Source organism: Nonomuraea endophytica, from assembly GCF_014203235.1.
GTDB lineage: Bacteria > Actinomycetota > Actinomycetes > Streptosporangiales > Streptosporangiaceae > Nonomuraea > Nonomuraea endophytica.
On record NZ_JACHIN010000002.1, the window covers coordinates 773,517 to 799,881 of the forward strand.

The following is a 26,365-nucleotide window of genomic DNA, read 5'->3' on the forward strand; positions in this document are numbered from 1 at the left end:
GCCCCCTCTCCAGGTGATCCCTAGAAGGAACGGTCCGCGGGGCCCCGAGACAGAAGGCCACCCCGGCAAGAGACAACCCCACGCAATAGGCAAACCCGGGCAAGGAAGGACAACGCGGGCAAGAGCGGCAGGCCAAGCAACGCAGGGGGCTCGAAACAACGCGGGTCCGGCACAGGAACCGGCCCGGCACAGGGGCGGGCCCAGCGTAGGAGGGCGGGCCCGGAAGAACGTGGGTCCGGCACAGGAAGCGGGGCCGGCACAGGGGCAGGCCCGGCGTAGGAGGGCGGGCTCGGAAGAACGCGGGGTCCGCCACAGGAAGCGGGGCCGGTGAAGGAGGAAGGGCGGGTTGACAGGTAGGTGGAAACCGGGGGTCTGGCTGCACTCGAGAGGAACGATGTGCGATGCACCGAGGAGTGATGGTCCCCGTCGCAGCCGCGATGCTGCTGCTGGCGGGTTGTGGCAGCGGCGGCGCCGGTACGACGGCGAGCGCCCAACCTTCCCAAGCGGAACAATCAGGACAGGCCAAGAAGATCGCCCTGTTCCTGCCCGAATCCAAGACGACCAGGTACGAGGCCTTCGACCGGCCCCTGTTCGAGGCCAAGGTCAAGGCGCTCTGCGCGACCTGCGAGATCCTCTACAGCAACGCCGACCAGGACGCCGCAAAGCAGCAACAGCAGGTCGAGGCGGCCATCACCCAGGGCGCGAACGTTCTGGTCCTGGACGCGGTGGACGCCGCGGCCGTGGCGCCGCTGGTACATCAGGCCAAGCAGAAGCAGATCCCGGTCATCGCCTATGACCGGCTGATCTCGGGGATCGACTACGCGTACTACGTGTCGTTCAACAACGTGCGGGTGGGCGAGATGCAGGGGCAGGCGCTGCTGGACGCGCTCAACGCCAACGGCACGGCGGCGAAGGGCGAGATCGTGATGATCCACGGCTCCCCCACGGACCCGAGCTCGGCCGACTACAAGAAGGGCGCCAAGAGCGTTCTGGACGGCAAGGTGAAGGTGGGCAGGGAGTTCGACACGCCGGACTGGAGCCCGGACAAGGCGCAGCAGCAGATGGAGCAGGCGATCACGGCGCTGGGCCGGGACAAGATCGTGGGTGTGCTGAGCGCCAACGACGGCATGGCGGGCGGCGCGATCGCGGCGATGAGGCGGGCGGGGTACGCGACGCTGCCGCCGATCACCGGCCAGGACGCCGAACTCGCCGCGATCCAGCGCATTCTCACCGGCGAACAGCACATGACCATTTATCTGAACATCAGGGCCGAGGCGGAGAAGTCCGCCGAGCTGGCCGTCGCCCTGGCCAACGGCGAGACCCCGCAGGCCCCGGCCAAGGTCAACAACGGCACCGCCGACATCCCGGCCTTCCTCCTCGACCCCATCCCGGTCACCGCCGACAAGGTCAAGGACACGATCGTGCAGGACAAGTTCTACACGGTCGAGCAGATCTGCACCGCCGAGGTCAAGGCGGCCTGCGCGAAGAACGGCATCCAGTAGATGATCTCCGCATCGGGGATCACCAAGCGGTACGGCGCGGTCCAGGCCCTCGACGGAGCGAGCCTGGACCTGCGTCCCGGCGAGGTGGTCGCGCTCATGGGCGACAACGGCGCGGGCAAGTCCACCCTGGTCAAGGCCATCTCGGGGGTGGTCATCCCGGACGCGGGCACGATCGCCGTGGACGGCGCGCCGGTCAGGATCGGCGGCCCGCGCGACGCCCAGGCCCTCGGCATCGCCACCGTCTACCAGGACCTCGCCCTGTGCGAGAACCTCGACGTCGTCGGCAACCTCTTCCTCGGCGCCGAGGACCGGTTCCTGCGCCACATCCGGATGGAGCGCGCCACCCGCGACCTGCTCGGCCAGCTCGACGTGCGCATCCGCGACATCCGGGTGCCGGTCGCGATGCTCTCCGGCGGCCAGCGGCAGTCGGTGGCCATCGCGCGGGCGCTGCTCGGCTCGCCGCGCCTGGTCATCCTGGACGAGCCGACCGCCGCGCTCGGCGTGGAGCAGACCGCGCAGGTGCTCGCGCTCATCGGACGGCTGCGCGAGCGCGGGCTCGCGGTGCTGGTCGTCTCCCACAACCTGGCCGACGTGCGCGCGGTGAGCGACCGGGTGGCCGTCCTGCGCCTGGGCCGCAACGCGGGAGTCTTCGGTACGGCTACCGCCGCCCAGGAAGAGATCGTCGCCGCCATCACAGGAGCGGGAGCATGAACCCGGACACGACGCTGCGCACGCCGTACCCGATGAAGGTGTTGAAGCGGGGCGACATCGGCGCGTGGCCGGTCGTCGGCGCGCTCGTCGCGATCGCGATCATCTTCAGCACGCTCAACGACCGGTTCCTGTCCGCGCAGAACCTCACCACGCTGGCCCTGCAGATGGCGGCGACCGGCACGATCGCGCTCGGCATCATCATGGTGCTGCTGCTGGGCGAGATCGACCTGTCGGCCGGATCGGTCAGCGGGCTGTGCGCGACGGTCATGACGATCGTCAACGTGAAGCAGGGCTGGCATCCGCTGGCCTCGATCGGGCTCGCGCTGGCGGCGGGGGCGGCGATCGGGCTGCTGCACGGGTTCATGCTGACCCGGCTGCGGATGCCGTCGTTCGTGGTCACGCTGGCCGGGCTGATGGGCTGGCAGGGGTTGCTGCTCTACCTGCTGCGCGAGGGCGGCACGATCAACCTGCCGTTCACCGGCTTCATCTCCAAGCTGAGCGACACCTGGCTGCCGGGCTGGCTGTCGTGGCTGGTGGTGGCGGGGCTGGTGCTCGGCTCCGGCGGCGTGAGCCTGCTGAACCGGGTCCACCGGTCGCGGGCCGGGCTGCCCGTCACGCCGGTGTGGTGGCTGGGGGCGCGCTCGGCGGGGCTGGCGGTGCTGCTCGGCGCGGGCGTGCTGATCATGTCGGCCGACCGCGGCGTGCCGCTGCTGCTGGTCATCTTCGCCACGCTGGTGGTGGGGTTCGACCTCCTGCTGCGGCACACCGCCTTCGGCCGGCACGTCTACGCGGTCGGCGGCAACGCCGAGGCGGCCAGGCGCGCGGGCATCAACGTGACCAGGATCCGGATCCTGGCGTTCATGCTGGGCTCGACGCTCGCCGCGGCCGGCGGGATCCTGGCGGCCAGCCGCCTGTCCGCGGTCAACCAGCAGTCGGGCGGCAGCGACGTCCTGCTCATGGCGATCGCCGCTGCGGTCATCGGCGGCACCTCGCTGTTCGGCGGGCGCGGCCGCGCCTACGCCGCGCTGCTCGGGGTGCTGGTCATCCAGTCGATCACCAGCGGTATGTTCCTGCTCAGCGTGGACTCGTCGGTCCGCCTCATGGTCACGGCCGCGGTGCTCGCACTCGCCGTCGCCATCGACTCCCTCGCCAGAAAGGGTCCTATCAGGTGAGCCAGGTGCTGGGCATCGACGTCGGCGGCACGAAGATCGCGGTGGGGGTCTCCGGCGCCGACGGGCCCGAGGTCACCGCGCGCGAACGCCTGGACACCGGCCCCGACGCGCTCGCGCGGGCGCTCGCCGCCGCCCGCCGCCTCGACCGGCATCCGGCCGCGGTCGGCTTCTCGACCACGGGGGTGATCCGCGACGGCGTGGTACGGCTGTCGCCGAACGTCCCCGGCTGGGACGGCCTGGAGCTGCCCAGGCTGCTGGCCGAGGAGTTCGGCGACATCCCCGTGGCCATCGACAACGACGTGAACGCCGCGGCCGCCGCCGAACTGCGCTGGGGCGCGCTGCGCGGCGTCTCCACCGGCCTCTACCTGAACCTCGGCACCGGCCTGGCCGCGGCCCTGATCGTCGGCGGGACCGTGGTGCCGGGGGCGCACGGCGCGGCGGGCGAGATCGGCTACCTGCAGGTGGAGCCGGGTGAACCGGCGTTCGCCGACGGCCATGTGCCGCTGGAGGAGCGGGTGTCGGGCAGCGGCCTGGCCAGGCGTGCCTCGGCCCTGCTGGGCCGTCCGGTCACCACCGCCCATCTCCTCACCCACTACTCCCAGGCCGAGGGTCCTGACGAGGTGGTGCGGGATCTGGTGACACAGGCGTTGCGGCTGCTGGCGGTCAGCGTGGCCAACCTGTGCGTGATGGTCGATCCCGAACGCCTCGTGGTGGGCGGCGGGATGATGGGGGCGGCCGACGTGATCATGCCGGGGTTGCTGGCCGAGGTGCGGCGGGCCGTACCCTTCCCGCCGGAGGTACGGCAGGCGCGCTTCAGCGACGACGCACCGTTGCTGGGAGCCCTCGCACTGGCCCATGCCGCGATCTAGCCTGGCGGGCATGGCGACGAAGGTACGGCTCAGTGGCGAGCGAGCCACGCTGCTGGCGACGTTGTGGGGGCGGGCCCTGGATGCCAGGTCGTCCGCCTCGATCCTCCGCGACACGATGGCGATCCAGGTCGTGGAGCAGATCGACTTCGACTTCCGCCGCACGGGGCTGCGGCCCGGCGAGGAGTACACGGTCGCGCTGCGGGCGCGGCAGATCGACGTGTGGGCCAAGGAATGGCTGGCCACGCATCCGGAGGCGACCGTTCTCCACCTGGGCTGCGGCCTCGACAGCCGCGCGTGGCGGCTGGATCCGGGGCCGGGCGTGCGGTGGTTCGACGTGGACTATCCGGACGTGATCGAGTTGCGGGAGAAGCTCTACCCGCCGCGCGAGCACTACACGGCGATCGGCTCGTCGGTGACCGACCTGGCCTGGCTGGAGCAGGTGCCCGCCGACCGGCCGGTGCTGGTCGTCGCCGAGGGTCTCGTCTACTACCTGCGCGAGGACGAGGGGCGCGCGCTCCTCCACACGATCGTGGAACGCTTCCCGCTCGGCCAGTTCATCTTCGAGACGCTCAGCCGCCGGGGCATGAAGCTGCAGAAGATGAACAAGGCCATGCAGACCGCGGGCGCCAAGGTCTACTGGGGCATCGACTCCGTGGCCGAACTGGAGTCGATCCATCCCAGGCTGCGGTGCGTGACCGTGATGAGCGCCCTCGACCTCGACGGATACGCCGCGCTCGGCTTCAAGTACCGCCTGCTGGTGGGCCTCGGGAGGCTGATTCCCACCCTCAGGAAAATGGCGACGTTCTACCGCCTGAGCTTCTAGCGGGAGGGGGCGCCGCCGTTGTCGCGCCGGTCCAGGGCGAACTGGACGGCTTCGGCCGCCTCTTCCTCGTGCTCGTCGGCGTGGTTCCAGGGATACATCTCGTACATGATGCGACTCGTCTCATATCGCGGGCGTACTTCAAGAAGGAGGCCGGACCCCGGTCACGGGTCGGACCGGGCCTGGTCCAACCGATCCGGGTCACGGATCCGGTGGAAAGAGGGACTTAACGGCCGACGCAACGCCACACACCGCGGCGAGTGGTCGACCTGCCCTAGCAGGCCCATCGGGGGCGGGCAGGTAACGAATACGAGAACCTGGCGCACTACCGCCAGCGTACCTCGGGATCTCGTTGGATGTCCTAGCATCTCGCATGCTGAGACAAGAAAGCGGCCGTCGTGGAATGTTCCACGGCGGCCGCCTTGCTGAAGCGGTTAGTCTTCGAGGTCCACCGAGCGGCCGCTGTCGGCGCCGATCTCGGCGACGATCTGGTCCACGACGTCGGCCGGGATGGCCGAGTCGACGGTCAGCGCGATGAGCGCCTTGCCGCCCTTGGTGTCGCGGGCCACCTGCATCGAGGCGATGTTGATGCCCTGCTCGCCGAGCAGGCGGCCGACCACGCCGACGATGCCGGGGCGGTCGGTGTAGGTGAAGAACGACAGGTGCGCGGTCGGCTCGATCTCCATCTCGTAGCCGTTGACCTCGACGATCTTCGTGACCTGGCGGGGGCCGGAGAGCGTACCGGACACCGAGACCTGGCGGCCGTCCGCCAGGACGCCGCGGACGGTGACGACGTTGCGCCAGTCGGGGCTGTCGGAGCTGGTGACCAGCTCGACGTGGATGCCGCGGTCCTTGGCCAGGAGCGGCGCGTTGACGTAGGTGACCTGCTCCTCGATGACGTCGGCGAAGACGCCCTTGAGCGCGGCCAGCTCGACCACGCGCACGTCCTGGGAGGCGATCTCGCCGCGCACCTCGATGTCGAGCTTGGTGGCGACCTCGCCGGCCAGCGCGGTGAAGACGCGGCCCAGCTTCTCGGCCAGCGGCAGGCCCGGCTTGACGTCCTCGGCGACCGCGCCGCCCTGGACGTTGACCGCGTCCGGCACGAACTCGCCGGCCAGCGCCAGCTTCACGCTCCGCGCGACCTGGGTGCCGGCCTTCTCCTGGGCCTCGTGCGTGGAGGCGCCGAGGTGCGGGGTGGCGACGACCTGGTCGAGCTCGAACAGCGGGCTGTCGACGCAGGGCTCCTTCGCGAACACGTCGAGGCCGGCGCCGGCGACCCGGCCCTCCTTGATCGCGGCGTAGAGCGCGCCCTCGTCCACGATGCCGCCGCGGGCGACGTTGATGATGCGTACGCTCGGCTTGACCTCGTGCAGCTCCTTGTCGCCGATGAGACCGAGGGTCTCCTTCGACTTGGGCAGGTGCACGGTGATGAAGTCGGCCTGCTTGATGGCCTCCTCCAGGCTGACCAGCCGCACGCCCATCTGCGCGGCGCGGGCCGGCGGCAGGTAGGGGTCGTAGGCGATCAGCTCGACGCCGAACGGCTGCAGCCGCTGGGCCACGAGCTGGCCGATCTTGCCCAGTCCGAGGATGGCCACGACCTTCTCGTCCAGCTCGACACCGGTGTACTTGGACCGCTTCCACTCGCCGTTCTTCAGCGCCGAGTGAGCCTGGGCGGTGTTGCGGGCGGAGGCAAGGATGAGCGCGATCGTCTGCTCGGCGGCGCTGGTGATGTTGGAGGTCGGCGCGTTGACGACCATGACACCGGCCTTGGTCGCAGCATCGACGTCAACGTTGTCGAGGCCGACACCGGCGCGGGCGACCACGCGCAGCTTCGGCGCCGCGGCGATGGCCTCGGCGTCCACCTGGGTGGCGGACCTCACGATGATCGCGTCCACATCGGCGATGGCGGGCAGAAGCTGGGAGCGGTCGGCGCCGTCGGTGTGACGGACCTCGAAGTCCGCGGCGAGCACGGCGAGGCCTGCCTCGGACAGCTCCTCGGCGACCAGGACGACGGGCTTGTTCACAGTGGATCCTTAGGGCATGCGGCGGGCTGTGGAGGGGCACTGCGGTGGGCCCCTCGGGATCCCTCAGAGTGTATCCGCGCTTGTGAACGCGTTCACGAGGGTCTTGGGATCTGAGACGTACAGCACGCTGATACCGCAGCTGGGACGGGGGATACGAGGGTGACGAGTACCCCGCTCCGGGGAAACTCATCCATCCCGCGGCCATCTTTGTCTTGATCGGGAGATTTATTCGCTATTAGCCTGATAAGCCGTGGCCAACTACCTATGGTTCGTCATATGAGCATCGGGAACCCCGCTCTCGCCGACGTGCTCGCCCAGCATGGCAGTCCCCATCGCCTGCTCGGCGCCCTCAGTGATGGTGGAGTCCTCGTTGCCGTGCGACCAGACCGATCAGTCGTGCTCGGCACGACACAGGCGGGTGACCGAGTATTGCTCGGGTACACCAGCCCGATGACCTACGCCCGGCATCGAGGCAGCCATTCCCTCTCGGCGTGCGACGCCGACACCATCCTGGACATCCAGCGGGTCACCGGGGTGCGGGAGATCGTGATCGACGCTGCCGGGCCCGCCGCGGCAGCCGTACCGATCGACGATCTGCAGCGTTTCCTCAGATCCACCAGGACGGGACCCACACCGGTGCTGTCGGCCGCCGCTCCGGCGGCCTACGCGACGGGCGCGATGGCGACGGTCTCGCGCGGCGGGGACATGTTCCGGCCCGCGCACAAGACCGCCATGATGCCGGAGGCGCCCGCCCAGCCGTGGATCCCGGCGCCGCGCCCGCACCTGTCCGGGCCGATGCAGCAGGTGGACCCCGGTTACCGGCGCTGCACCCACCCGATCCTGCCCGCGCTGCGCCAGGCGATCGCCCAGCTGCTGGGCGACTACCCGCTGGTGCACCACGTGTGGATCTCCGAGGCCCGCACCGCGTCGGGCGCGACGGGGATCATGCTGCACGTGAAGGTGCACATGTCGGCGGCCGAGGACGTGGTGCGCGACCTTCACAGGGGCGCTCGGGCCAGGCTGCCGCAGTTCGCCGCCAGCGGGGCGCCGATCCTGATGGCCCGCGTGGCCGACGCGCGCAGCGAGCAGCGCATGGTGGAGATCGGCGCGCACGTGGTCTGCGCGGACGTCACCGACTGAGCGATGTCTCCCCGGGACCGGAGAGCGCCGGTCCCGGCCGTTGGGTCTTACCGAGCAAGGGCTCGGTAGGTTTGAATGTGGGGCATGATCGCACCGGTGGCGAACGCCCCCACGGTCCCGCGCGGCGTGCGGCTGGGCTACGGCGTGGGCTCCTTCTGCACGGCCACGTTCGCCGCCGTCCCCGGCCTGCTGCTGCTGTATTACATGACCAACTTCCTGGCCGTGCCCGCCTGGCTGGCCGGTGCGATCGTGGCCGCGCCCAAGGTCTGGGACCTGGTCATCAACCCGCTGGTGGGCCGCTGGTCTGACCGCACCCGCTCGCGCCTCGGGCCACGCCGCCCGTGGATGCTGGCCGGCGCGCTCACGCTGCCGCTGGCCTTCGTCGCCGTCTTCGCCGGTCCGCCCCTGCGCGGCCTGCCCGCCGCCCTCTACGTGGGCGCCTGCTTCCTGCTCGCCGCCACCGCGTACGCGCTGTTCGAGGTCCCTTACAAGGCGATGCCCGCCGAGATGACCGAGGACTACCACGAGCGCACCTCGCTGCTGCAGTGGCGCATGGTCTTCATCGGCGCCGCCACCGCCATCAGCGGCATCCTCGCCCCCACGATCGTCAACAGCCAGGGCGACAACGGCACGCTCGGCAGCTACCGCCTCATGGCGGTGACGATCGCGGTCATCATGTTCGCCGCGATGCTCGGCTCCTTCTTCGGTACGGCCCGCGCCCCCATGACCGGCGCCCCCGAACCCGACGGCGGCCGCCTGTGGGAGCAGTTCAAGGCGGTCCGGCGCAACCGGGCCTTCATCTGGCTGCTGGCCCTGAGCTCCACCCAGATGCTGGCCGTCAGCATGATGCTGGCCGCCGCCCCGTACTTCGCCGCGTACACGGTCGGCAACCCCAAGGCGACCACCACGCTCTTCGCGGTGCTGGTCGGGCCGATGCTGCTGACGATGCCGCTCTGGGTCTGGCTGTCGAAGCGCTTCGACAAGCGCGGCGCGATGGTGCTGGCCGCGGTGATCTACGCGGGCGGGACGGCGCTGGCCGCCGCCACGCCCGTGCTGGGGCCGGTCTACGCGCATCTGACGTTGCTTCTGGTGGGCGCGGGCATCGCGGGGGTCCAGCTGCTGCAGTTCTCGATGCTGGCCGACGTGGTCGCGGTGGACGCCGCGGTCACCGGCAAGCGGCGCGCCGGGGTGTTCACCGGGCTGTGGACGGCCATCGAGAGCGGCATCGCCTCCTTCGGCGCGCTGTTCTTCGGGACGGTGCTGTCGATCGGCGGATTCATCGAGTCGGACCCGAGTCGCCCGGTCAGGCAACCTGACACTGCGGTTACCGCAGTTTTGCTCGGCCAGACCGTGGTGCCCTCGGTAATCATCCTGTTGTCTGTTTTCATGACATTGAAGTACCGCCTGCCGAGGGACGTCCCATGGACCGATCAAGCCTCTACCACCAGGCCCGCTATGCCCTGAGGCATCCGGACCGGATCTTCCCCCACCTGCGGCGGCTGAGCCGCGACACCTGGCTGCGCCTGCGCACCGACGACCACGTGGCCTACTACCGGGCGGTCATGAAGTCCGACACCGCACGCAGCGCCGAGGCGGCCGTGGGCTCCAAGTCGCACGAGCGCTGGATCAAGCTGGGCCAGATGCAGTTCGACTACCTGGTCCGCCACGGCCTGAGCCCCGAGCACCGCATGCTGGAGATCGGCTGCGGCAACCTGCGGGCCGGCCGCCTCTTCATCGACTACCTGGACCCCGGCAACTACTACGGCCTCGACATCTCCCCCGACATCCTCGTCGCCGCCCAGGAGACCCTGGTGACGCACGGCCTGCAGAACCGCCTGCCGCACCTGACGCCCGTGCGCGACCTGCGCTTCGGCTTCCTGCCCGACGCGCACTTCGACGTCGTGCACGCCCACAGCGTCTTCTCACACTCGCCGCTGGAGGTCATCGACGAGTGCTTCCGGCACGTGGGCCGGGTGATGAAGCCTGAAGGATGGTTCGACTTCACCTACGACCGCACCGAGGGCAAGGAGCACCAAGTGCTGCGGGAGGACTTCTACTACCGCACCGAGACCCTCGTCGCCCTGGCCGACCGGCACGACCTGGACGCCGTCTTCATGCCCGACTGGGAGAACCTCCGGCACAAGCAGTCGAAGATCCGGGTGACCCGCAGGGCCTAGTCCTCTTCGCCCTCCTTGGGCGGTGGCGGCTGCCAGCCGGAAACCTTGAGGGTGAGCGCGTGGACTTCGCGGTCGAGCCCCTCAAGCTTGTCCAGCCGCCGATCCACATGGTCGAACCGCACGTTCATCTCATGCCGCAACCCGCCGACCTGCGCGCCGGTCTCATTCCGCAGACCGCCGACCTGCGCCCCCATCTCGTTGCGCAAGCCGCTGAACTCCGCTCGCATCTCGCCGCGCAAGCCGCTGAACTCGGCTCTTGTCTCGCCGGCCAAGCCGCTGATCTCGGCCCTGATCGTACGCAAACACAGGCCGATCATGGTGGCCAGAGCCGCACCCATGAGGCCGATCATGGTCCAGGTCTGCGCCATGGTCATCATGGTAGAACCCCCTCCGCCAGGTGTCACCGGTCGGTGACCGACTGTGACAGCCGGGCGGAGGGGGTCGGGGGGTCGAGCGGGGTTCTGTGGATAACTCAGGCGATCCGGCGCGACAGTGTGAGCCGGGTGCGGGTGAACGCCCCGGCGATCACCGCCGCCACCAGGGGCAGGACGATCACCGTGACGGCCAGCAGGGCCCACGGGACGGCGACGTTGCTCAGGCTCATCGGCACCGGTTCCCCGTCGAAAGTCCTGTTGGAGAGCTCGGACCAGGCCAACGCGATGCCCGTGCCCGTCCCCGCCCCGAGGCCCACCACGGTGCCGAGCAGCGTGATGTAGGCGGCCTGCGTGGCGACGACCAGCCGCCTGGTGACGGATGGGGCGCCGACCGCCGACATGGTGTCCAGGTCGCGGCGCATGTCGGCCGCCGCGAGTCCGGTGGCGGCGAAGGTGCCGCCGAGTGCCAGGACCAGCGCCGCCACGGCCATCGCCCAGAACAGCGCCTCGCCGTTGTTGCTGTAGCCGGTCTCCACCTGTGCGTCCGCGCCCCAGGTCAACGACTCCATCTCCTTCTGGAACGCCACCGGGTCGGCGGGGGTGTAGGTGGCGTACAGGCGGCGGAGGCTGACCGAGTAACCGGCCCTGGTCAGGGCGGAGGGCGGGATCAGCACTCCGTTGAGCTCCGGGTCGGACGGACGCGCCGTGACCGCGGGCATCCCGATTTTCAGCACCTCCCCGCCTGCCTCTCCGAGGAACTCCATCTCCACCCGGCCGTCCCTCACCGCGTCGGGATGGAACGCGATCGCCTTTCCCTCCGCCAGGGCCGCCTCGGCCTTGGCGTCTCTGCGGCCCAGGACGAGGGCGAGCAGGTCCGCGTCACCGATCGGCATGTCAAACAAGATGAAAGCGGCCGGACACTCCTGGCAGGCCTTGTCGGGATCGGACAGCGCGAGCTTGCCGATCCCGCCCCTCTTGTCGCGTACGGCGTAGCCGGGCACGAACGTCGTCCCCGAATACGTCTTCTCCACCGACGCCCGGAACTCCGCCCAGCGCCGGTCATCGGCGGTGAGCGCGGAGACGGAGACCGTGCCCGCGGGCATCCTGGCCTCGTACTCGGCGCGTGCCTGCGCGTCCAGGCTGGTGTAGCCGATGCCCACCGCCACCAGCGCGGTGGTCACGCCCATGACCGCGGCGGCGGCGGAAGCCGTACGGACGCGATGACGGGTGGCGTCGCGGACGGACAGGCGCAGCGAGAGCGGCAGCCGTGCGGCCAGGCCCGCGGTGCGGCGGACCAGCCAGGGCATGAGCGCGACCAGCCCGAGCTGCACCAGCACGGCCGCGGCCAGGATCATCGTGTAGAGCGAGTGGATGGCGAAGTAGGTGGCGGCCAGACCGGCGAGCACGAGGGCCAGCCCGAGCAGGGGCTTGCCGGCACGCTCGCGCGGCATGACGTCCTCGCGTCCCGCGAGCACCTGGGCGGGGGACTGCCTGGCGGCCTGCACCGCGGGCACGAGGGCGGCGATGACTCCGCTGGCCAGGCCGAGCAGGGCGATGCCCGCCACATACAGCCACGGAATGTCGATCGGGCCCACGATCGACACGATGGGGATGATCGACGGTCCGGCCACGCCCGCCACGAGGCCGAGCACGAGGCCGGTGACGGTCGCGATCCCGCCCAGGAGGAGGCCGTCGGCCAGGACGATCGTACGCAGATGGCCGGGCGAGGCGCCTTGGGCGGCGTAGACGGCCAGTTCTCTGCGCCTGCGCCGCAGGGAGACCGCGAAAGCGGGCCCGGCCAGCAGCACGGTCTCCAGCACGATCATGACGACGCCCGCGCCGAGGGTGATGACATTGGTGACCGTGCGGTCCTCCGGCCCGTAGAGCTGGAGATCGAAGCCCGTGTCGGGCGGCGGGTCGGTGATGACGGCGCGCGAGTGCACGGCCAGGCCGGCCTGGCCGAGCTTCTCCACCTCGGGCCAGAGCACCGGGGCGTCGGCGTCGAGCAGGAAGCCGGTCCCCTGGCCGTCGCGCTTGTCGAACAGGATCGTGCCGCGCTGGGCCACGAGCTCGGTCCTCTCGGCCTCGAACGGGTGCGTGAGCACGCCGACCACCTTCACCGGCCGGTACTGCCTGCTCACCTGGAGGGTGTCACCGAGCCGCATCCCCCTGCCGGCGAGCGTGGCCGAGACCGCGACCTCGCCGGGAGCGGCGGGGAAGCGGCCACCGACCAGTTCGCGCATGCCGCGGGTCATGGGGTCGCGCAGGTCGATCTCCAGCGCGGACACGTTCAGGTAGGTCGCGCCCATGCGCACGTCGACCGATCCTCTGTCGTAGGTGATCAGGCGGCCCCGCACCATCTCCGCGAGCTGTTCGATCTTCCACTCGGTCGGTTTCTCACCCGTACCACCGCCGGGAGGGGAACCGTCATGGAAGGAGACAAGGTCTCCCGAGACGTTCTGAACAATCGGCCGGCGGGGGTTCTGCGTGATGATGTGGGCGTCGGCCGACCCGAGGCGGGTGTCCAGGCCCTCGCGGAAGCTCACCTGGCTCGTGTCGATGCCGGTCAGCAGGGCGGTGAAGACGAGGACCGGCAACGCGATCATCACCATGACCAGCGCGCTGCGCCCCTTGGCCCGCAGGCCGTCTCTTCGCGAGATGCGCAGCGCGGCGCGGAAGGCGCTCATCGGGCGCTCTCCAGCGGGACCTCGGTCGAGTCCGCGATCTCGCCGTCGCGCAGGAACACCACCTTGTCGGCCCAGCCGGCGTACCTGGGCTCGTGGGTGACCAGGAGGACGGCCGCCCCGGCGTCGCAGCGGCCGCGTAGCAGCTGAAGGATCTCGTCGCCGGTGGCGGTGTCGAGGGCGCCGGTCGGCTCGTCGGCCAGCAGCAGGCGGCGCTCCCCCACCAGGGCGCGGGCGATCGCCACGCGCTGGCGCTGGCCGCCGGACAGCTCCTGGGGGAAGCGGTCGGCGATGTGGTCGAGCGCCACCTCGGCCAGCACGGCCAGGGCCTCCTCGCGAGCCTGCCGGGCGCGCACGCCGTCGAGCTCGCGGGGCAGCATCACGTTCTCGGCCGCGGTGAGGGCGGGGATGAGGTTGAGGTCCTGGAAGACATATCCGACGCTACGCCGCCGCAGCGCGGCCAGGTCGCGCACCTCGGCCAGGTCGTGCCCCTCGATCACGACGCGGCCCGAGGTGGGCCGGTCGAGCCCGCCGGCGAGGTTGAGCAGGGTGGACTTGCCCGAGCCCGACGGGCCCATCACCGCGACCAGCTCGCCGGGGGAGACGTCGAGGTTCACCCCCTTGAGCGCGTGCACCCCCTCGTGCACGCGGGCCACGTCCTGCAGACTCACCACGGTCATGCCTTCTTCTCCTTGAGAACGGCCTCGCAGTGGTCCAGCCAGCGCTGTTCCGCCTCGGCCTTGAAGATCGTCGAATCGAGGACGAGCCGCTGTGCGAGCCCGCCGGTGTGGGCGCGTTTGGCCCTGGTCAGCTCCTGCAGCGCACGCATGGTGGCGGTGCGCTGGGTGAGGATGACGTGGGCCACGTCCGTGTCCTGGGCGGCGACGGCCATGGCCAGTTTGATCACGAGCTCGTCCCGAGGCCGGTCGGACTGGCCGACGGGGGTGCTGAACCATCGCTCCAGGTCCTCCCGACCGGCCTCGGTGATCGTGTAGACGGATCGCCCCTGGTCGTCGGCGCCGCCGGGCTCGACCAGGCCGTCACGTTCCATGCGGGAGAGCGTCGTGTAGACCTGGCCGATGTTCAGCGGCCAGGTCGCCCCCGTCGACGCCTCGAACTCCTGCTTGAGCTGGTAGCCGTAACGCGGCCCAACGCTGAGGAGTGCCAGCATTCCGTGTCTGATCGACATGGATACCGAGTATGCATACTCAGTATGCGTACCGCAAGAGATCCTCGTATTCTGGACAGGGAACGCTCCTCAGGCCGATACTCAAGGGATGAGCTCGACGCATCCCCCGTTCCGCGCATCCGACGGGGAACGTGATCGCGCGATCAACGAGCTCCGTGACCGCGCAGTCGAGGGACGCATCTCTCACGACACTTTCGTCGGCAGGGTGGATCAGGCGTTGCGCGCGCAGAACCGCTACGAGCTCGACGAGCTGGTCGCCGACCTGCCACGCAGGGCCACCCTGCGGCAACGGCTGACCGACATGGTCTCGGCGGTGTCCGACCTCACGACCCGCGTGCAGACCGCGTGGCGGCGTCCGCGCCTGCCCCGGCTGGCGCTGCCGGACGACGAGCGCGTCCGCTACGTCGTGGGCCGCGGCTCGGCCTGCGACCTCGTGCTCTCGGACCTGACCGTCTCACGCATCCACGCGGAGCTGCGGCGCGAGGACGACGGCGGGTGGATGCTGGTCGACCTTGGCTCGCTCAACGGCACCCGGCTGAACGGCTGGCGCCTGGTGGGCCCGGCGAAGGTACGATCGGGCGACGAGATCTCCTTCGGCGACTGTGGTTTCCTTCTGACCTCGGGTCAACCCTCAGCCTAAAATACGGAGATTTGCGGATTACAGGCTTCCCGCGCTGTTCGATGATCCCAGCGAGTCCTCTCAGCTCTTTGGAGATCACATGCGGCGCACCTCCGCCTCCCTAGCCGCGGGCGCGCTCGTCGCGGCCCTCGCGTGGGCTTCCTCACCCGCCACCCCGGCCAGCGCGCTCGACCCCGCCGCCGGCGTGGCCGACCTGGCCACCGACATCAACAAGATCCTCGCCGACTCCCGCCTCACCATCGCCCGCGCGGGCGTCGTGGTGAAGAGCGCGGCCAACGGCGAGGAGCTCTACGCCACCGACGCCGGCAAGTTACTCACCCCCGCCTCCAACACCAAGCTGTTCACCGCCGCGGCGGCCGCCGAGACGCTCGGCCTCGACTACCGTTTCACCACCTCCGTGCTGTCCTCCGGACGCAAGGTCGGCTCCGTCCTCACCGGCGACCTCGTCCTGCGCGGCACCGGCGACCCGACGATCCTCGCCGAGGACTACGACCGCCTGGCCGCCGCCGTGGCGGGCAAGGGCATCAAGGTCGTCACCGGCAAGCTCGTCGCGGACGACACCTGGTTCGACGGCCAGCGCCTCGGCAACGACTGGTCCTGGGACGACGAGACCGCGTACTACGCCGCGCCGATCTCGGCCCTGACCGCCTCCCCCGACCGCGACTACGACGCCGGCTCCATCGTCGCCTCGGTCGCCGCCGCGGGCTCGGCGGTGAAGGTCTCCACGACGCCCGAGACGGACTACTTCAAGATCGTCAACCGGGCCACGGTGGGCGCCGAGACCAACGTCCTCATCGAACGCCAGCACGGCACCAGGACCGTCCTCATCACCGGCACCGTGGCCGACCCGTACGACGAGTGGGTGGCCGTCGACGACCCCACGGCCTACGTGTCCACGTTGTTCCGCAAGTCGCTGGCCAAGCACGGGGTGAAGGTCCTCGGCCCGACCACCTCGGCCGCCGCGCCGTCCGGCGCCGCCGAGCTGGCCAAGCACGAGTCGATGCCGCTGAACGAGCTGTTCGTGCCGTTCATGAAGCTGAGCAACAACATCCACGCCGAGATCCTCACCAAGGCCATGGGCCGCAAGGTCGCCGGACAGGGCAGCTGGTCGGCCGGCCTCAAGGTCAGCACCGACTTCGCCAAGGCCAACGGCGTCCAGGTCATCAACATGCGCGACGGCTCCGGCCTGTCCCGCCGCGACGCCTTCACGCCCACGTCGATCACGCAACTGCTGAGCGCGGTGCGGGCCAAGCCGTGGTTCCCCGCCTACTACAACTCGCTGCCGATCGCGGGCGAGCAGGACCGCTTCGTGGGCGGGACGCTGCGCAGCCGCATGCGCGGCACCCCGGCCGCCGGAAACGTCCACGCCAAGACCGGCTCACTCACCGGCGTCACCTCCTTGTCCGGGTATGTGACGAGCGCGGACGGGGAGCCGCTGGTGTTCGCGATCATGCTCAACCAGTACCTGTCCGGTGCCCCGAAGGACATCGAAGACAAGATCGCCATCCGCCTCGCCCAATTCTCCCGCACCAACCCGACCACGACCGATCTCCGCTCATCCTCACCGTCGTCGTCTTCTCCGTCTTCTCACGGCGATCTCGAGTGCTCCTGGCTCAAGCCCGCGTCCTGCTGAACCCTTCCATCCGTTACGGCAAGCCGCCCTGCCCCCACCCCCCGCACGGGGCTGGGGGCATTCCAGGGTCACGGCAGGCAGGCCGCGCGTGGCGGGCCGCCGTGACGCACGCCCCGCTGGCCAAAACCCCACCCTCTTGGCCGGCTACGCGGTTTTGGACCACTTGGCCGGTCGAGGTGGGCCGTTGCGGTGGGGACCACGTGCGACGTGAGAAGCGATCCCCACGATCTGCGCCCGCGCACGACGGCGGGTGGGGGTGGGGTGGCTTGCCGTATTGGCAAGGGGCGGTTGTGAAGGTCTGGACGGCAACCCGCACGAAGAGTTTTGGCGCGGACGCGCGGCGGGGGATCTAGGTTTACCCAGGTGCGGGGGAGTTTTGTTACGAATGGGACACCTGGGACTCCAGGTATAGGGTGGTTTTTCGGGACATGCCCGATGTGTGCGCACCAGAATGCGGGTTCGAAGCAGCGTCTAACCCCCATCGGAGGACAACGTGCGCAGACAGCTCCAGGCACTTGCCTGCCTCGGAAGTCTGGCGGCATTGAGCACTCCCGTCACCGCCGCCCACGCCGCCACCCCCACCGCCGGCGCGGAGCTCTGCCAGATCGTCGCGGCCAAGCCGTACGTCGACGGCAAGGGCATGGTGCGCGGGGCCGCCGCGCGCAAGGGCTGCGACGACCCCGCCCGCCTGCGGGTACGGATCAAGCAGGCCCGTCCGGGCCCCGACCGCACGGTCAAGAGCGGCTCCAAGGTCATCACCAACGGCAGCATCGTGGCCGGAATCCGCTGCACCACCACCCCCCGCACCTTCTACGTGATCGCCCTCGACTCCACCGGCCAGACCAGCAGGTCCAGGCCCGTGCGGCTGTCGTGCTCCACCACCCCGACCCCCACCCCGACCCCCACGCCGTCGCCCAGCCCCACGGGCACCCCGGCTCCCACGCCCACCCCCACGAACGGCGGCGGCGTCGGCTCGGCCGTGGAGGAAGAGGTCGTCAAGCTCACCAACGCGGCGCGCGCGGCCGGCGGCTGCAAGCCCCTCACCCACGACCCCAAGCTGAACGCCGCGGCCAGGGGCCACTCGGCCGACATGGCCGCGAAGGGCTACTTCTCCCACACCTCCCAGGACGGCCGCTCCCCCGGTGACCGGATCAAGGCCGCAGGATTCGGCTCCATGAGCGCGTGGGGCGAGAACATCGCCATGGGCCAGCGCACCGCCGCCTCCGTCGTGGACGGCTGGATGAAGAGCCCCGGCCACAAGGCGAACATCATGAACTGCAACTTCACCCACATCGGCGCCGGCCAGGACCCGAAGGGCCCGCACTGGACCCAGGTCTTCGCCCGCCGCTGACCCGGCCCGACCACGGGAGCGCCGGGCGGCCTCCTCCGTGCGCAACGCGCCGGAATCCCACCTCGCCCAGGCGCTCCCCTCCAAGCGGGCCCGCCCTCCGTCCCTACCGCACAGGGATCGGGGGCGGGCCCGCGACCGCGCGCCCCCGACGCCCCCTGCCGCCCAGGGGCCGGAGGGCCGCTCACGCGGTCCGCGCCCCCTCTGCCGCTACTCCCCCCTCAGCGGTACGGCGGGCGGCGCGGACCGCCGGACTTGACCCTCACACCGTGGCAGGCCGTTCACTGACCGGCATGCTCACCTACCTGGGCTCCGGCCCCTACTGCTACAGCAACTCGCTCGCGATGGCTCTCGGCGAGCACGCGCCACCCGTGGGCGTCATCGAAACACTGACCGGCGCCCCGTTCGGAGCACAGCTCATCGGCGGCGACACCCCGTTCTTCGACCCATACGCATGGGACCCCGAGATCGGCCTGGACGCGGCGATCGAGTCGCTCGGCTGGACCTGCGTACGCACCTCGGGCGGCGCCCCTTCCGAAGCCCTGGCCCGCCTGCGTGCCGTCGACGGCCCCGCCCTGGCCGGTCCGCTCGACATGGAACTGCTGACCTACTCCCCCGAACCCGGCGGCGACCACTACGTCATGGTGCTCGCGGTGGACGGCGACACCGTCCTCCTCCACGACCCGGAGGGCTTCCCGTACGCCACGCTGCCCGTCGAGGACTTCCTCAAGTCCTGGCAGGCCGAGTCCGTCACGTACGAATCCGAGGGCTTCGTCCTGCGCACCGGCTTCACCCGGGTCCGCGAGGTGCCGTATATGGACGCGCTCCGCGGCTCGCTGCCCGGCGCGGCCCGCTGGCTGGCCGGACGCGACGACCTGCCGGTCCCGCCGGGCACGCTCGGCGGCGCGGAGGCCGTGCACGCGCTCGCCGACCTGGTGGAGTCCGGGCTGCCGCCGCAGACCCGCGGGCTGCTGACGGCCTTCGCCATCAGGGTCGGCGTGCGCCGCCTGTCCGACGCGTCGGCCTGCCTCGGCCTGCTCGGCCTGCCGGAGTCCGCCGCGGTGGCGGGCGACCAGGCCCGCCTGCTGGGCGCCTTCCAGTATCCGCTCACCACAGGCGACGACCCGGCCGCCGCGGAGGCCCTGCGCCGCCTGGCCCCGACGTACGTGACCCTGCACGACAAAATCCAGGCCCACCGGTAAACCAGGCTCGACTGACCTGCGGGCCAAGGCGAGGTGCACCCAAGCCGCAGGCCCGTGCGGTCAGTCGTCCAGGAGGGCGAGGAAGTCGCGCAGCATGCCGGGCAGTTGCTCCCGTTCCCGGCGCGGGAGCCGCTCGAACACCTCGCGCTGCGCCGCCAGCCCCGCCGTGACGGCCTGGTCGGCCACCTCCAGCCCGCGCGCCGTCAGCGTGATCACCAGGCCGCGCCGGTCGTCGGGGTCGGGTGAGCGGGTGACCAGCCCGGCCTTCTCCAGCCGGTCGAGCCGCCCGGTCATCCCGCCGGAGGTCAGCATCAGCGACGCCGCCAGCGCCTTCGGCGACAGCTGGTACGGCTCGCCCGACCGCCGCAGCGTGGCCACCACGTCGAACTCGCCCCTGCTGATCCCGAACCGGGCATGAACCTGCTCCTGCCTGACACCCATCCGCTGCGAGATGCGGTAGATCCGCCCGAACACCTCCATGGCCTGGGTCTCCAGGTCGGGCCGTTCGCGGGCCCACTGCTCGATGATGCGGTCGACGTCGTCCACGATTCCCAGAATAGCTTGCATCTAAGTAGCTTAAGGTTAAGATACTTAGATATGAGAGACTTTCGGCTTGTCGCCTTCACCGCGGTCGCGCCCGCGCTCTGGGGCACCACCTACCTCGTGACCACCGAGTTCCTGCCCGCGAACAGGCCGCTGCTGGCCGCCGCCGTCCGCGCGTTGCCCGCCGGACTGCTGCTGATCGCCACCGTGGCCCTGCTCGCCGGACGGCTGGCGCTGCCGAAGCACGCGTGGTGGTGGCGTTCGGCCCTGCTCGGGTTCCTGAACATCGGGTTGTTCTTCGCCTTGCTCTTCGTCGGCGCCTACCGGCTGCCCGGCGGCGTGGCCGCGGTCCTCGGGGCGTTGGGTCCGTTCGTGGTGGCCGCGCTGGCGTACCTGCTGCTGCGTGAGCGGCCGGGCGGGCGGGCCATGCTCGGCGCGGTCATCGGCGTGGTCGGGGTGGCCCTGCTCGTGCTCCGCTCCACGGTCGCTTTGGACGCGATCGGGCTGGCGGCGGCGGCCGGAGGAATGGTCGTGATGTCGCTGGGCACCGTGCTCGGCCGCCGCTGGGGCGCGCCCGAGGGGTTCGCGAACCGCTCCACCGCGCTGCTGGCGCTGACCGGCTGGCAGCTGACGTGGGGCGGGTTGTTGCTGGTGCCGTTCATGTTCCTGATCGAGGGCGCGCTGCCGTCCTTCACGCTCACCAACCTCGGCGGCTACGCCTATCTCACGCTCGTCGGCACCGCGCTGGCTTATGTCCTGTGGTTCCGCGGCGTCACCACGCTCGCCCCCACCCGCGTCACGGTCCTCGCCCTGCTCAGCCCGGTGGTGGCGGCCGTCCTCGGCTGGGCCGCGCTCGGCCAGTCCCTGTCGCCCGGCCAGCTCCTCGGCGCCGCGGCGGTCCTAGGCGCGATCCTGCTGGGCGCCTCCCGGCCGCGCCGCTCCGAGCCGCCCGTCGCCCCCACGGCCGAGCCGCTGGCCCCGGCTAGGCGAGCGTGAGCCTGATCAGCTCTCTGCGCGAGGAGACGCCGAGCTTGGGATAGGCCTTGTAGAGGTGGTACTCGACGGTCCGCGGGCTCAGGAACAGCTTGGCCGCGATCTCCCTGCTGCTCGCTCCGTCGGCCGCCAGCCGTACCACCTGGAGCTCCTGCGGCGTCAGCCGGTCGAGCAGGTCGGCCGCGGCGGGCGTCGCGGCCGAGCCGCCCGCGATCCGCAACTCGGCCCGCGCCCGCTCGGCCCACGGCCGCGCACGCAGCCGTTCGAACGTCTCCAACGCCGACCCCAGCAGCCCCCTCGCGTCGGCGCGGCGCCGCTCACGCCGCAACCACTCGCCGTAGAGAAGCTCGGTCCGCGCGCGCTCGAAGGGCCGGCTCGTCCCCTCATGCAGCTGTACGGCCCGCGCGAAGTGAGCCTCGTCGTCGGTCAGCAAGGCCAGGCAGCGCTCGGCCATCGACAGCGCCCAGGGCTGCCCGCCGGCGGCCGACCACTCGCGCAGCGCGCGCAACGGCTCCCGCGCCGCCTCCGGCGCGCCGACCCTGACGGCGGCCTCCACGAGATCCCCGGTCGCGCCCATGAGCACACCCGCGTGCCCGCCGGGACCCTGACGGGCGGCGAGCAGGCGGTCGAGCGCCTCCTGGGGACGTCCGAGGCCCAGGTCGAGCAGGCTCAGCATCGTGTCGGCGGCGACCCGGCCGGTGGCGGTGGAGTGGCGGGTGAGTTCCAGGCAGCGTTCCTCGTCGCCCTCGATCGCGGCGATCCTGGCCAGGACCGTGTCGAGCTGCCCGGCCCGGCGGCGCAGCCCGGTGTCGCGGGCGATCGCCGCCGCCTCGGCCACGGACGCCTCGGCGTCGCGGTGGAGCCCGGCCACGACCTGTATCTGGGCGAGCGCCTGGAGGGCGTCGGGCAGCGCGCCGACCAGCCCGTAGCGGCGGCACATGGCCACCTCCTCGGCCGCCCTGGCGAGGGCGGCGGCGTCGTCGCCCACGATCCAGCCCAGGTGCACCGCCCGCATCCGCGGCCCGCCCTCCTCCCGCGCGGCGGTCGTGAGCAGGCGGACACCCTCGGAGTGGTCGCCGGAGATCAGCGCGGCCATGCCGCGCGCCGCCGGGTCCGGCCGTCCCAGGGACTCCAGCCGGTCGGCGGCCACCTCCACGATGTCCGGCATACCGGCGAACCAGGCGTAGTCGGCGGCGGTGCGCAACATCCCGGCCGCCACGTCCACGGGCGCCGTTCCTGCGGCCTCCACGAGGATGGCGGCGGCGTCGCCCGCGTCGCCGCGCTCCAGCTCCACCGCGGCGCGCACCCGGGCCGCCGTCGCCGGCGCTGGCCCGGCGGAGGTGAGTGCGCGGGTCTGCTCGGCCAGGTCGGCCGCGAGGTCGACGTCACCGGCGGACAGGGCGAGCGTGGCGGCCTCGGCCAGGCGGACGGCGCGTTCGTCCTGGTCGGGGGTGAGGTGGGCGGCCTGCCGGTAGAGGTGCGCGGCGGCGGCGCAGGCGGTGCGGAGCCTGGCCCGCTCGGCGGCGGCCACCAGTTCGGCCGCCGTCTCCTGGTCGGGGGCGATCGTGACCAGGGACAGATGCAGGGCGCGGGTGTCGGGGTCGTCGGCCGCGCCCGCCAGCGCCCGGTGCGCGGCCATCCGCCGGGCCATGGGCATGCCACGGTAGGCGGCGGTGGCGATCAGCGGGTGCCGGAAGGCGATCCCGGCCCCGGTGACCCGGATCAGCGCGGCACGCTCGGCAGGCTGCAGATCGTCAAGCCCGGCCCCGAACTCCCTCCCCGCCACCAACACCGCCCGCAAATCCCGCCCCTCCTGCCCAAAACCCCCAAAAGACCCAGAAGACCGGGAAGAGCCGGCGATGCCGGACAGGCCGGACGAGCCCGAGGGCCCCCGGGACGAGCCGCGGGAGCCGGACGAGCCCGAGGGGCCGTGGGAGGTGGGCGAGCCGGAGGGGTTGGCCTCGACGTGGGCGCTGCCTGCGGCGGCGGTGAGGAGCAGCATGAGCTGGGTCCGTTCCGGCAGGACCGCGATCTGTGCCCGGAAGGCGGCCAGCACCCGATCGGCCACCGGCAGCGGCTCGCCCCGCCCGCCCTCGGGCGCGGCCGCCGCGAACTCACGCAGCGCCAGCGGGTTGCCGCCCGACTCGGCCAGCACACGTTCCCGCAACGCGGGCGCCAGCCCGTACGCGCCCAGCAAAAGACCGGCGTCATCGGCCCCAAGCCGCTCGGGACGCAGCTCAGCCAGCCCCGGCGCGTCGAACCCCTCCGGCCGCGCCGCGAACACCATGGCCACCCCCGTCGGCGCCGAGCCGCCGGGCGGCGAAGGTCAGCGCGTCCGTGCTGGCCCGGTCCAGCCATTGCGCGTCGTCCACCAGGCACAGGACAGGCTGCTCGCCCGCCAGCTCGGCCAGCAGCGTCAACACGGCCAGCCCGATCCTGAACCGGTCGCTGGGCGCCTCGTCCGCCGCCGGGCCGCCCAGGACGGAGTGCAGCGCGCGGGCCTGGGCCTCGGGCAGATCATCCAGCCGGGACTGCAACGGCCACAACAGCCCGACCAGTCCGGCAAAGGCCAGGTCGGCCTCGGCCTCGACGCCGGTCACCCTGACCACCCGCACCCCGTCGACCCCGGCCCGCTCGGCGGTCCAGTCGAGCAGCGCCGACTTGCCGATGCCCGCCTCGCCGCGCAGGACCAGCGCCCCGCTCCGTCCCTCCAGGGCGTCGGTGACCAAGGCCCCGAGCGCGGCTTGCTCGGCGCGCCTGCCGTGCAGCACGTGGCCCACCGGACACCCCCGAAGTTCCGTAACCCAACCCAGAAATCCTACTGATTCGCGGTACGTAGACCTTTCCTACGGTGGTGACCAGCCGTTTTAAGGAGTTTGACCGTGAATGAGAAACGTGGGATGAGCCTGGCTCTCCTGGCGTTCGCCAACCTGATCACCTCACTGGATTTCACCATCGTCTACGTCGCCTTGCCGGACATCGCGCGGGAGGTCGGGTTCACCCCGCACTCGCTGCAGTGGGTGGTGAGCGCCTACGCGGTGCTGTTCGGCGGGTTCCTGCTGCTCGGCGGCCGGTTGGCGGACCTGGTGGGCCGGCGCAGGATGTTCGCCGCCGGCCTCAGCCTGTACGGCGTGGGCTCCCTGCTCGGCGGCCTGGCCCCCTCCCCCGCCCTGCTGATCGTGGCCAGGATGCTCCAGGGACTCGGCGGGGCGATCCTCGCACCGGCCACGCTTTCCCTGGTCAACACCATGTTCCCGGCCGGCAGTGCCCGTACCAGAGCGTTGACCGTGTGGGCGACCGGCGGCGCGGCGGGGCTGAGCCTCGGCTCGCTGCTCGGCGGCGCGCTCACCAACTGGCTCGGCTGGCAGTGGGTCTTCTTCGTCAACGTGCCGCTGGCCCTCATCGGCCTCGCCCTCGCGCCCGGCCTGCTGGTCGCCGACGGCGCGCGGGAGCGCGGGCGGACCTTCGACCTGCCCGGCGCCCTCACCGGTACGGCCGGCGTCACGCTCCTGGTGTTCGCCGTCGCCCAGGGACCGGAGGCGGGCTGGACCTCGACCCCGGTCATCGTCTCGGCCCTGCTGGCCGCGGCCCTGCTGGCGGCGTTCCTGATGGTGGAGAAACGCAGTTCCAGCCCCCTGATGCCGCTGAGGCTGTTCGGCAACCGGAGCCTGAGCGCCGCCGCCGTGGTCATCCTGGTGTTCGGGCTGACCCTGCAGGCGATCCCGTACTTCCTGACGCTCTACTTCCAGGGCGTGCTCGGGTTCACCGCGCTGCAGACCGGGGTCGCCTTCCTCGGCCCGACCCTGTCCATCACGTTCGGCAACACGATCAGCGAGCGCCTGATCGGCCGGCTCGGCACCAGGACCACGCTCATCGCCGGCATCCTCGCGGGCGCCGCGGGCAGCGCGCTGCTCGGGCCGGGGATGACGGCGGACGGGTCGTACCTGACCGTGCTGGCCGGCATCGTGGTCGTCGGCCTGGGGATGGGCCTGATCTACCCGGCCATGTTCAACGCGGTGGGCAGCGGTGTGGACGGCTCCGAGCAGGGCACCGCCTCCGGCATCGCCAACACCGCGCTCCAGGTGGGTTCGGGGGCCGGGCTGGCGGTGCTGGTGGCCGTGGCCAACGCCGGGCTGGGCGGGCTGTCCGGTGAGGCGCTGCGCGCGGCCACCGCCGACGGCCTCGCGGTCGCCGCCTACGTCGCCGCGGCCGGATCGCTGCTCGGCGTCCTGGCCGCGCTGCGCCTGCCCGGCCTGTCCAGGACCCCGGTCCTGGCGGAGGACAGCGTCTGAAAAGCCCTGAGGGGTGGCCACCTGGCGGCGGCCACCCCTCAGGAAAGCGTGATCAGCCCTTCAGCCAGCTCATCATCGGCCGCAGCTGAGCGCCGGTCTTCTCGATCGGGTGCTCGGCCAGCTCCTCGCGGTGGCGGGTGAACTCCTTCTGGCCGCTGTCGAACTCCTCGACCAGCTGCCGGGCGAAGGTGCCGTTCTGGACCTCTTCGAGGATGCGCTTCATCTCCTTCTTGGTCTCCTCGGTCACCACGCGCGAGCCGCGGGTGTAGCCGCCGTACTCGGCGGTGTCGGAGACCGACCAGTACATCTTGGAGATGCCGCCCTCGTACATGAGGTCGACGATCAGCTTCATCTCGTGCAGGCACTCGAAGTAGGCCACCTCGGGCTGGTAGCCGGCCTCGATGAGCGTCTCGAAGCCCGCCTTGATCAGCTCGGAGACGCCGCCGCACAGCACGGCCTGCTCGCCGAACAGGTCGGTCTCGGTCTCCTCGGTGAAGGTGGTCTTCAGGGCGCCCGCGCGCGTGCCGCCGATGCCCTTGGCGTACGAGAGGGCGAGGTCGAAGGCCTTGCCGGAGGCGTCCTTCTCGACCGCGACGAGACACGGCACACCGCGCCCGGCCTGGTACTGGCGGCGCACGAGGTGGCCGGGGCCCTTCGGGGCGACCATGGCGACGTCGACGCCCTCGGGCGCCTCGATGAGGCCGTAGCGGATGTTGAGGCCGTGGCCGAAGAAGAGCGCGTCGCCCTCCTGCAGGTTCGGCTGGATGTCGTTCTCGAAGATGCCGCGCTGCAGGTGGTCCGGCGCGAGGATCATGATGAGGTCGGCCTCGGCCGCGGCCTCGGCCGGGGTGACGACGCGCAGGCCCTCGGCCTGGGCCAGCTCACGGCTCTTGGACGTCTCGGGCAGCCCGACGCGGACGTCCACGCCGGAGTCGCGCAGGGACAGGGCGTGCGCGTGGCCCTGGGAGCCGTACCCGATGACGGCCACGACCCTGCCCTGGATGATGGACAGATCGGCCTGGTCATCATAGAAGATCTCGGTCACTTGCTGA

At 71.1% G+C, this 26,365-nt stretch carries 23 protein-coding genes; 14 read left to right on the plus strand and 9 right to left on the minus strand.

From position 1 onward, the window contains the following. Positions 1-416: 416 nt before the first annotated feature. From HNR40_RS11660 to HNR40_RS11680, 5 genes are read left to right on the plus strand one after another with little or no spacing between them, the layout of a single operon-like run. Positions 417-1,502, plus strand: a complete 1,086-nt coding sequence (locus tag HNR40_RS11660; RefSeq protein WP_246508809.1) for a sugar ABC transporter substrate-binding protein — start codon at positions 417-419, stop codon at positions 1,500-1,502. Continuing rightward, on the plus strand, positions 1,503-2,213 hold the full coding sequence (locus HNR40_RS11665; protein ID WP_184960429.1) for an ATP-binding cassette domain-containing protein: 711 nt from the start codon (positions 1,503-1,505) through the stop codon (positions 2,211-2,213). It abuts the gene before it with no gap. After that, positions 2,210-3,385 (plus strand): sugar ABC transporter permease, encoded by a 1,176-nt coding sequence (locus HNR40_RS11670; protein ID WP_184960430.1) that lies wholly within the window; start codon positions 2,210-2,212, stop codon positions 3,383-3,385. Before HNR40_RS11665 ends, HNR40_RS11670 begins: the two co-directional genes overlap by 4 nt. Beyond that, the gene (locus tag HNR40_RS11675) at positions 3,382-4,254 is read left to right on the plus strand and encodes an ROK family protein (RefSeq protein ID WP_184960431.1); all 873 of its coding nucleotides are present in this window, start codon (positions 3,382-3,384) and stop codon (positions 4,252-4,254) included. The genes HNR40_RS11670 and HNR40_RS11675 overlap by 4 nt, the downstream gene beginning before the upstream one ends. Before the next feature lie 10 nt (positions 4,255-4,264). Beyond that, positions 4,265-5,077 (plus strand): class I SAM-dependent methyltransferase, encoded by an 813-nt coding sequence (locus tag HNR40_RS11680; RefSeq protein ID WP_184960432.1) that lies wholly within the window; start codon positions 4,265-4,267, stop codon positions 5,075-5,077. 431 nt (positions 5,078-5,508) lie between these two features. Here the strand turns inward: HNR40_RS11680 and serA are convergent, their stop codons facing one another. Further along, positions 5,509-7,098 carry a phosphoglycerate dehydrogenase gene (serA, locus tag HNR40_RS11685; RefSeq protein WP_184960433.1) on the minus strand — a complete coding sequence of 530 codons (1,590 nt, stop codon included), beginning with the start codon at positions 7,096-7,098 and terminating at the stop codon, positions 5,509-5,511. Between the two features lie 276 nt (positions 7,099-7,374). Between serA and HNR40_RS11690 the strand changes: the two genes are divergently transcribed. The 3 genes from HNR40_RS11690 to HNR40_RS11700 all read left to right on the plus strand — a co-directional run bounded on the left by HNR40_RS11690 (position 7,375) and on the right by HNR40_RS11700 (position 10,415). After that, positions 7,375-8,238, plus strand: a complete 864-nt coding sequence (locus HNR40_RS11690) for a hypothetical protein (RefSeq protein ID WP_184960434.1) — start codon at positions 7,375-7,377, stop codon at positions 8,236-8,238. A gap of 84 nt (positions 8,239-8,322) precedes the next feature. After that, positions 8,323-9,702, plus strand: a complete 1,380-nt coding sequence (locus HNR40_RS11695) for an MFS transporter (protein ID WP_184960435.1) — start codon at positions 8,323-8,325, stop codon at positions 9,700-9,702. Then, positions 9,660-10,415, plus strand: a complete 756-nt coding sequence (locus tag HNR40_RS11700; RefSeq protein WP_184960436.1) for a class I SAM-dependent methyltransferase — start codon at positions 9,660-9,662, stop codon at positions 10,413-10,415. Before HNR40_RS11695 ends, HNR40_RS11700 begins: the two co-directional genes overlap by 43 nt. Here the strand turns inward: HNR40_RS11700 and HNR40_RS11705 are convergent. From HNR40_RS11705 to HNR40_RS11720, 4 genes are all read right to left on the minus strand, one after another. Then, on the minus strand, positions 10,412-10,783 hold the full coding sequence (locus HNR40_RS11705; protein WP_184960437.1) for a hypothetical protein: 372 nt from the start codon (positions 10,781-10,783) through the stop codon (positions 10,412-10,414). The two genes, HNR40_RS11700 and HNR40_RS11705, sit on opposite strands and share 4 nt — an antisense overlap. Positions 10,784-10,887: 104 nt before the next feature. Further along, positions 10,888-13,476, minus strand: coding sequence for an ABC transporter permease (locus HNR40_RS11710; RefSeq protein ID WP_184960438.1), 2,589 nt, complete (start codon positions 13,474-13,476; stop codon positions 10,888-10,890). After that, positions 13,473-14,153 carry an ABC transporter ATP-binding protein gene (locus tag HNR40_RS11715; RefSeq protein WP_184960439.1) on the minus strand — a complete coding sequence of 227 codons (681 nt, stop codon included), beginning with the start codon at positions 14,151-14,153 and terminating at the stop codon, positions 13,473-13,475. Before HNR40_RS11715 ends, HNR40_RS11710 begins: the two co-directional genes overlap by 4 nt. Then, a complete protein-coding gene (locus HNR40_RS11720; protein ID WP_184960440.1) occupies positions 14,150-14,662 on the minus strand; it encodes a PadR family transcriptional regulator in 513 nt (170 codons plus the stop codon). The genes HNR40_RS11715 and HNR40_RS11720 overlap by 4 nt, the downstream gene beginning before the upstream one ends. Positions 14,663-14,750: 88 nt before the next feature. Here HNR40_RS11720 and HNR40_RS11725 point away from each other — a divergent pair, with 88 nt between their 5' ends. The 4 genes from HNR40_RS11725 (at position 14,751) to HNR40_RS11740 (ending at position 19,485) form a co-directional block, all read left to right on the plus strand. Beyond that, entirely contained in the window at positions 14,751-15,302 is a 552-nt protein-coding gene (locus HNR40_RS11725) for an FHA domain-containing protein (RefSeq protein ID WP_184960441.1), read from the plus strand. 79 nt (positions 15,303-15,381) lie between these two features. Next, entirely contained in the window at positions 15,382-16,935 is a 1,554-nt protein-coding gene (gene dacB / locus HNR40_RS11730) for a D-alanyl-D-alanine carboxypeptidase/D-alanyl-D-alanine endopeptidase (RefSeq protein WP_184960442.1), read from the plus strand. 541 nt (positions 16,936-17,476) lie between these two features. Then, on the plus strand, positions 17,477-18,286 hold the full coding sequence (locus HNR40_RS53540; protein WP_221340217.1) for a CAP domain-containing protein: 810 nt from the start codon (positions 17,477-17,479) through the stop codon (positions 18,284-18,286). Positions 18,287-18,552: 266 nt separating this feature from the next. Then, complete coding sequence (locus HNR40_RS11740; RefSeq protein WP_312896288.1) at positions 18,553-19,485, plus strand: YobF C-terminal domain-containing protein; 933 nt, start codon at positions 18,553-18,555, stop codon at positions 19,483-19,485. A 60-nt stretch (positions 19,486-19,545) separates the two neighbouring features. Here the strand turns inward: HNR40_RS11740 and HNR40_RS11745 are convergent, their stop codons facing one another. Further along, entirely contained in the window at positions 19,546-20,052 is a 507-nt protein-coding gene (locus HNR40_RS11745; protein ID WP_184960443.1) for a MarR family winged helix-turn-helix transcriptional regulator, read from the minus strand. Between the two features lie 30 nt (positions 20,053-20,082). On the opposite strand from HNR40_RS11745, the gene HNR40_RS11750 reads away from it, so the two are divergent. Continuing rightward, complete coding sequence (locus tag HNR40_RS11750) at positions 20,083-21,024, plus strand: EamA family transporter (RefSeq protein WP_184960444.1); 942 nt, start codon at positions 20,083-20,085, stop codon at positions 21,022-21,024. Here the strand turns inward: HNR40_RS11750 and HNR40_RS54445 are convergent. Together HNR40_RS54445 and HNR40_RS11760 are read right to left on the minus strand one after the other, a co-directional pair. Then, a complete protein-coding gene (locus HNR40_RS54445) occupies positions 21,011-23,308 on the minus strand; it encodes a LuxR family transcriptional regulator (RefSeq protein ID WP_246508815.1) in 2,298 nt (765 codons plus the stop codon). The two genes, HNR40_RS11750 and HNR40_RS54445, sit on opposite strands and share 14 nt — an antisense overlap. Further along, positions 23,259-23,801: an AAA family ATPase gene (locus tag HNR40_RS11760; RefSeq protein WP_312896289.1), complete on the minus strand. Its 543-nt coding sequence runs from the start codon at positions 23,799-23,801 to the stop codon at positions 23,259-23,261. Before HNR40_RS11760 ends, HNR40_RS54445 begins: the two co-directional genes overlap by 50 nt. A 102-nt stretch (positions 23,802-23,903) precedes the next feature. On the opposite strand from HNR40_RS11760, the gene HNR40_RS11765 reads away from it, so the two are divergent. Then, positions 23,904-25,313 (plus strand): MFS transporter, encoded by a 1,410-nt coding sequence (locus HNR40_RS11765; protein WP_312896290.1) that lies wholly within the window; start codon positions 23,904-23,906, stop codon positions 25,311-25,313. A gap of 52 nt (positions 25,314-25,365) precedes the next feature. Here the strand turns inward: HNR40_RS11765 and ilvC are convergent, their stop codons facing one another. Then, the gene (ilvC, locus tag HNR40_RS11770) at positions 25,366-26,358 is read right to left on the minus strand and encodes a ketol-acid reductoisomerase (RefSeq protein ID WP_512699310.1); all 993 of its coding nucleotides are present in this window, start codon (positions 26,356-26,358) and stop codon (positions 25,366-25,368) included. Positions 26,359-26,365: the final 7 nt, after the last annotated feature.

Coding starts and splice junctions, on each gene's coding strand:
- HNR40_RS54445 (WP_246508815.1), bottom strand. CDS start 23,308: ATGGTGTTCGCGGCGCGGCCGGAGGGGTTCGACGCGCCGGGGCTGGCT.
- HNR40_RS11665 (WP_184960429.1), top strand. CDS start 1,503: ATGATCTCCGCATCGGGGATCACCAAGCGGTACGGCGCGGTCCAGGCC.
- HNR40_RS11745 (WP_184960443.1), bottom strand. CDS start 20,052: ATGCAAGCTATTCTGGGAATCGTGGACGACGTCGACCGCATCATCGAG.
- HNR40_RS11750 (WP_184960444.1), top strand. CDS start 20,083: ATGAGAGACTTTCGGCTTGTCGCCTTCACCGCGGTCGCGCCCGCGCTC.
- dacB (WP_184960442.1), top strand. CDS start 15,382: ATGCGGCGCACCTCCGCCTCCCTAGCCGCGGGCGCGCTCGTCGCGGCC.
- HNR40_RS11680 (WP_184960432.1), top strand. CDS start 4,265: ATGGCGACGAAGGTACGGCTCAGTGGCGAGCGAGCCACGCTGCTGGCG.
- HNR40_RS11695 (WP_184960435.1), top strand. CDS start 8,323: ATGATCGCACCGGTGGCGAACGCCCCCACGGTCCCGCGCGGCGTGCGG.
- HNR40_RS11710 (WP_184960438.1), bottom strand. CDS start 13,476: ATGAGCGCCTTCCGCGCCGCGCTGCGCATCTCGCGAAGAGACGGCCTG.
- HNR40_RS11700 (WP_184960436.1), top strand. CDS start 9,660: ATGGACCGATCAAGCCTCTACCACCAGGCCCGCTATGCCCTGAGGCAT.
- HNR40_RS11705 (WP_184960437.1), bottom strand. CDS start 10,783: ATGGCGCAGACCTGGACCATGATCGGCCTCATGGGTGCGGCTCTGGCC.
- HNR40_RS11670 (WP_184960430.1), top strand. CDS start 2,210: ATGAACCCGGACACGACGCTGCGCACGCCGTACCCGATGAAGGTGTTG.
- HNR40_RS11720 (WP_184960440.1), bottom strand. CDS start 14,662: ATGTCGATCAGACACGGAATGCTGGCACTCCTCAGCGTTGGGCCGCGT.
- HNR40_RS11715 (WP_184960439.1), bottom strand. CDS start 14,153: ATGACCGTGGTGAGTCTGCAGGACGTGGCCCGCGTGCACGAGGGGGTG.
- HNR40_RS11690 (WP_184960434.1), top strand. CDS start 7,375: ATGAGCATCGGGAACCCCGCTCTCGCCGACGTGCTCGCCCAGCATGGC.
- HNR40_RS11725 (WP_184960441.1), top strand. CDS start 14,751: ATGAGCTCGACGCATCCCCCGTTCCGCGCATCCGACGGGGAACGTGAT.
- HNR40_RS11660 (WP_246508809.1), top strand. CDS start 417: ATGGTCCCCGTCGCAGCCGCGATGCTGCTGCTGGCGGGTTGTGGCAGC.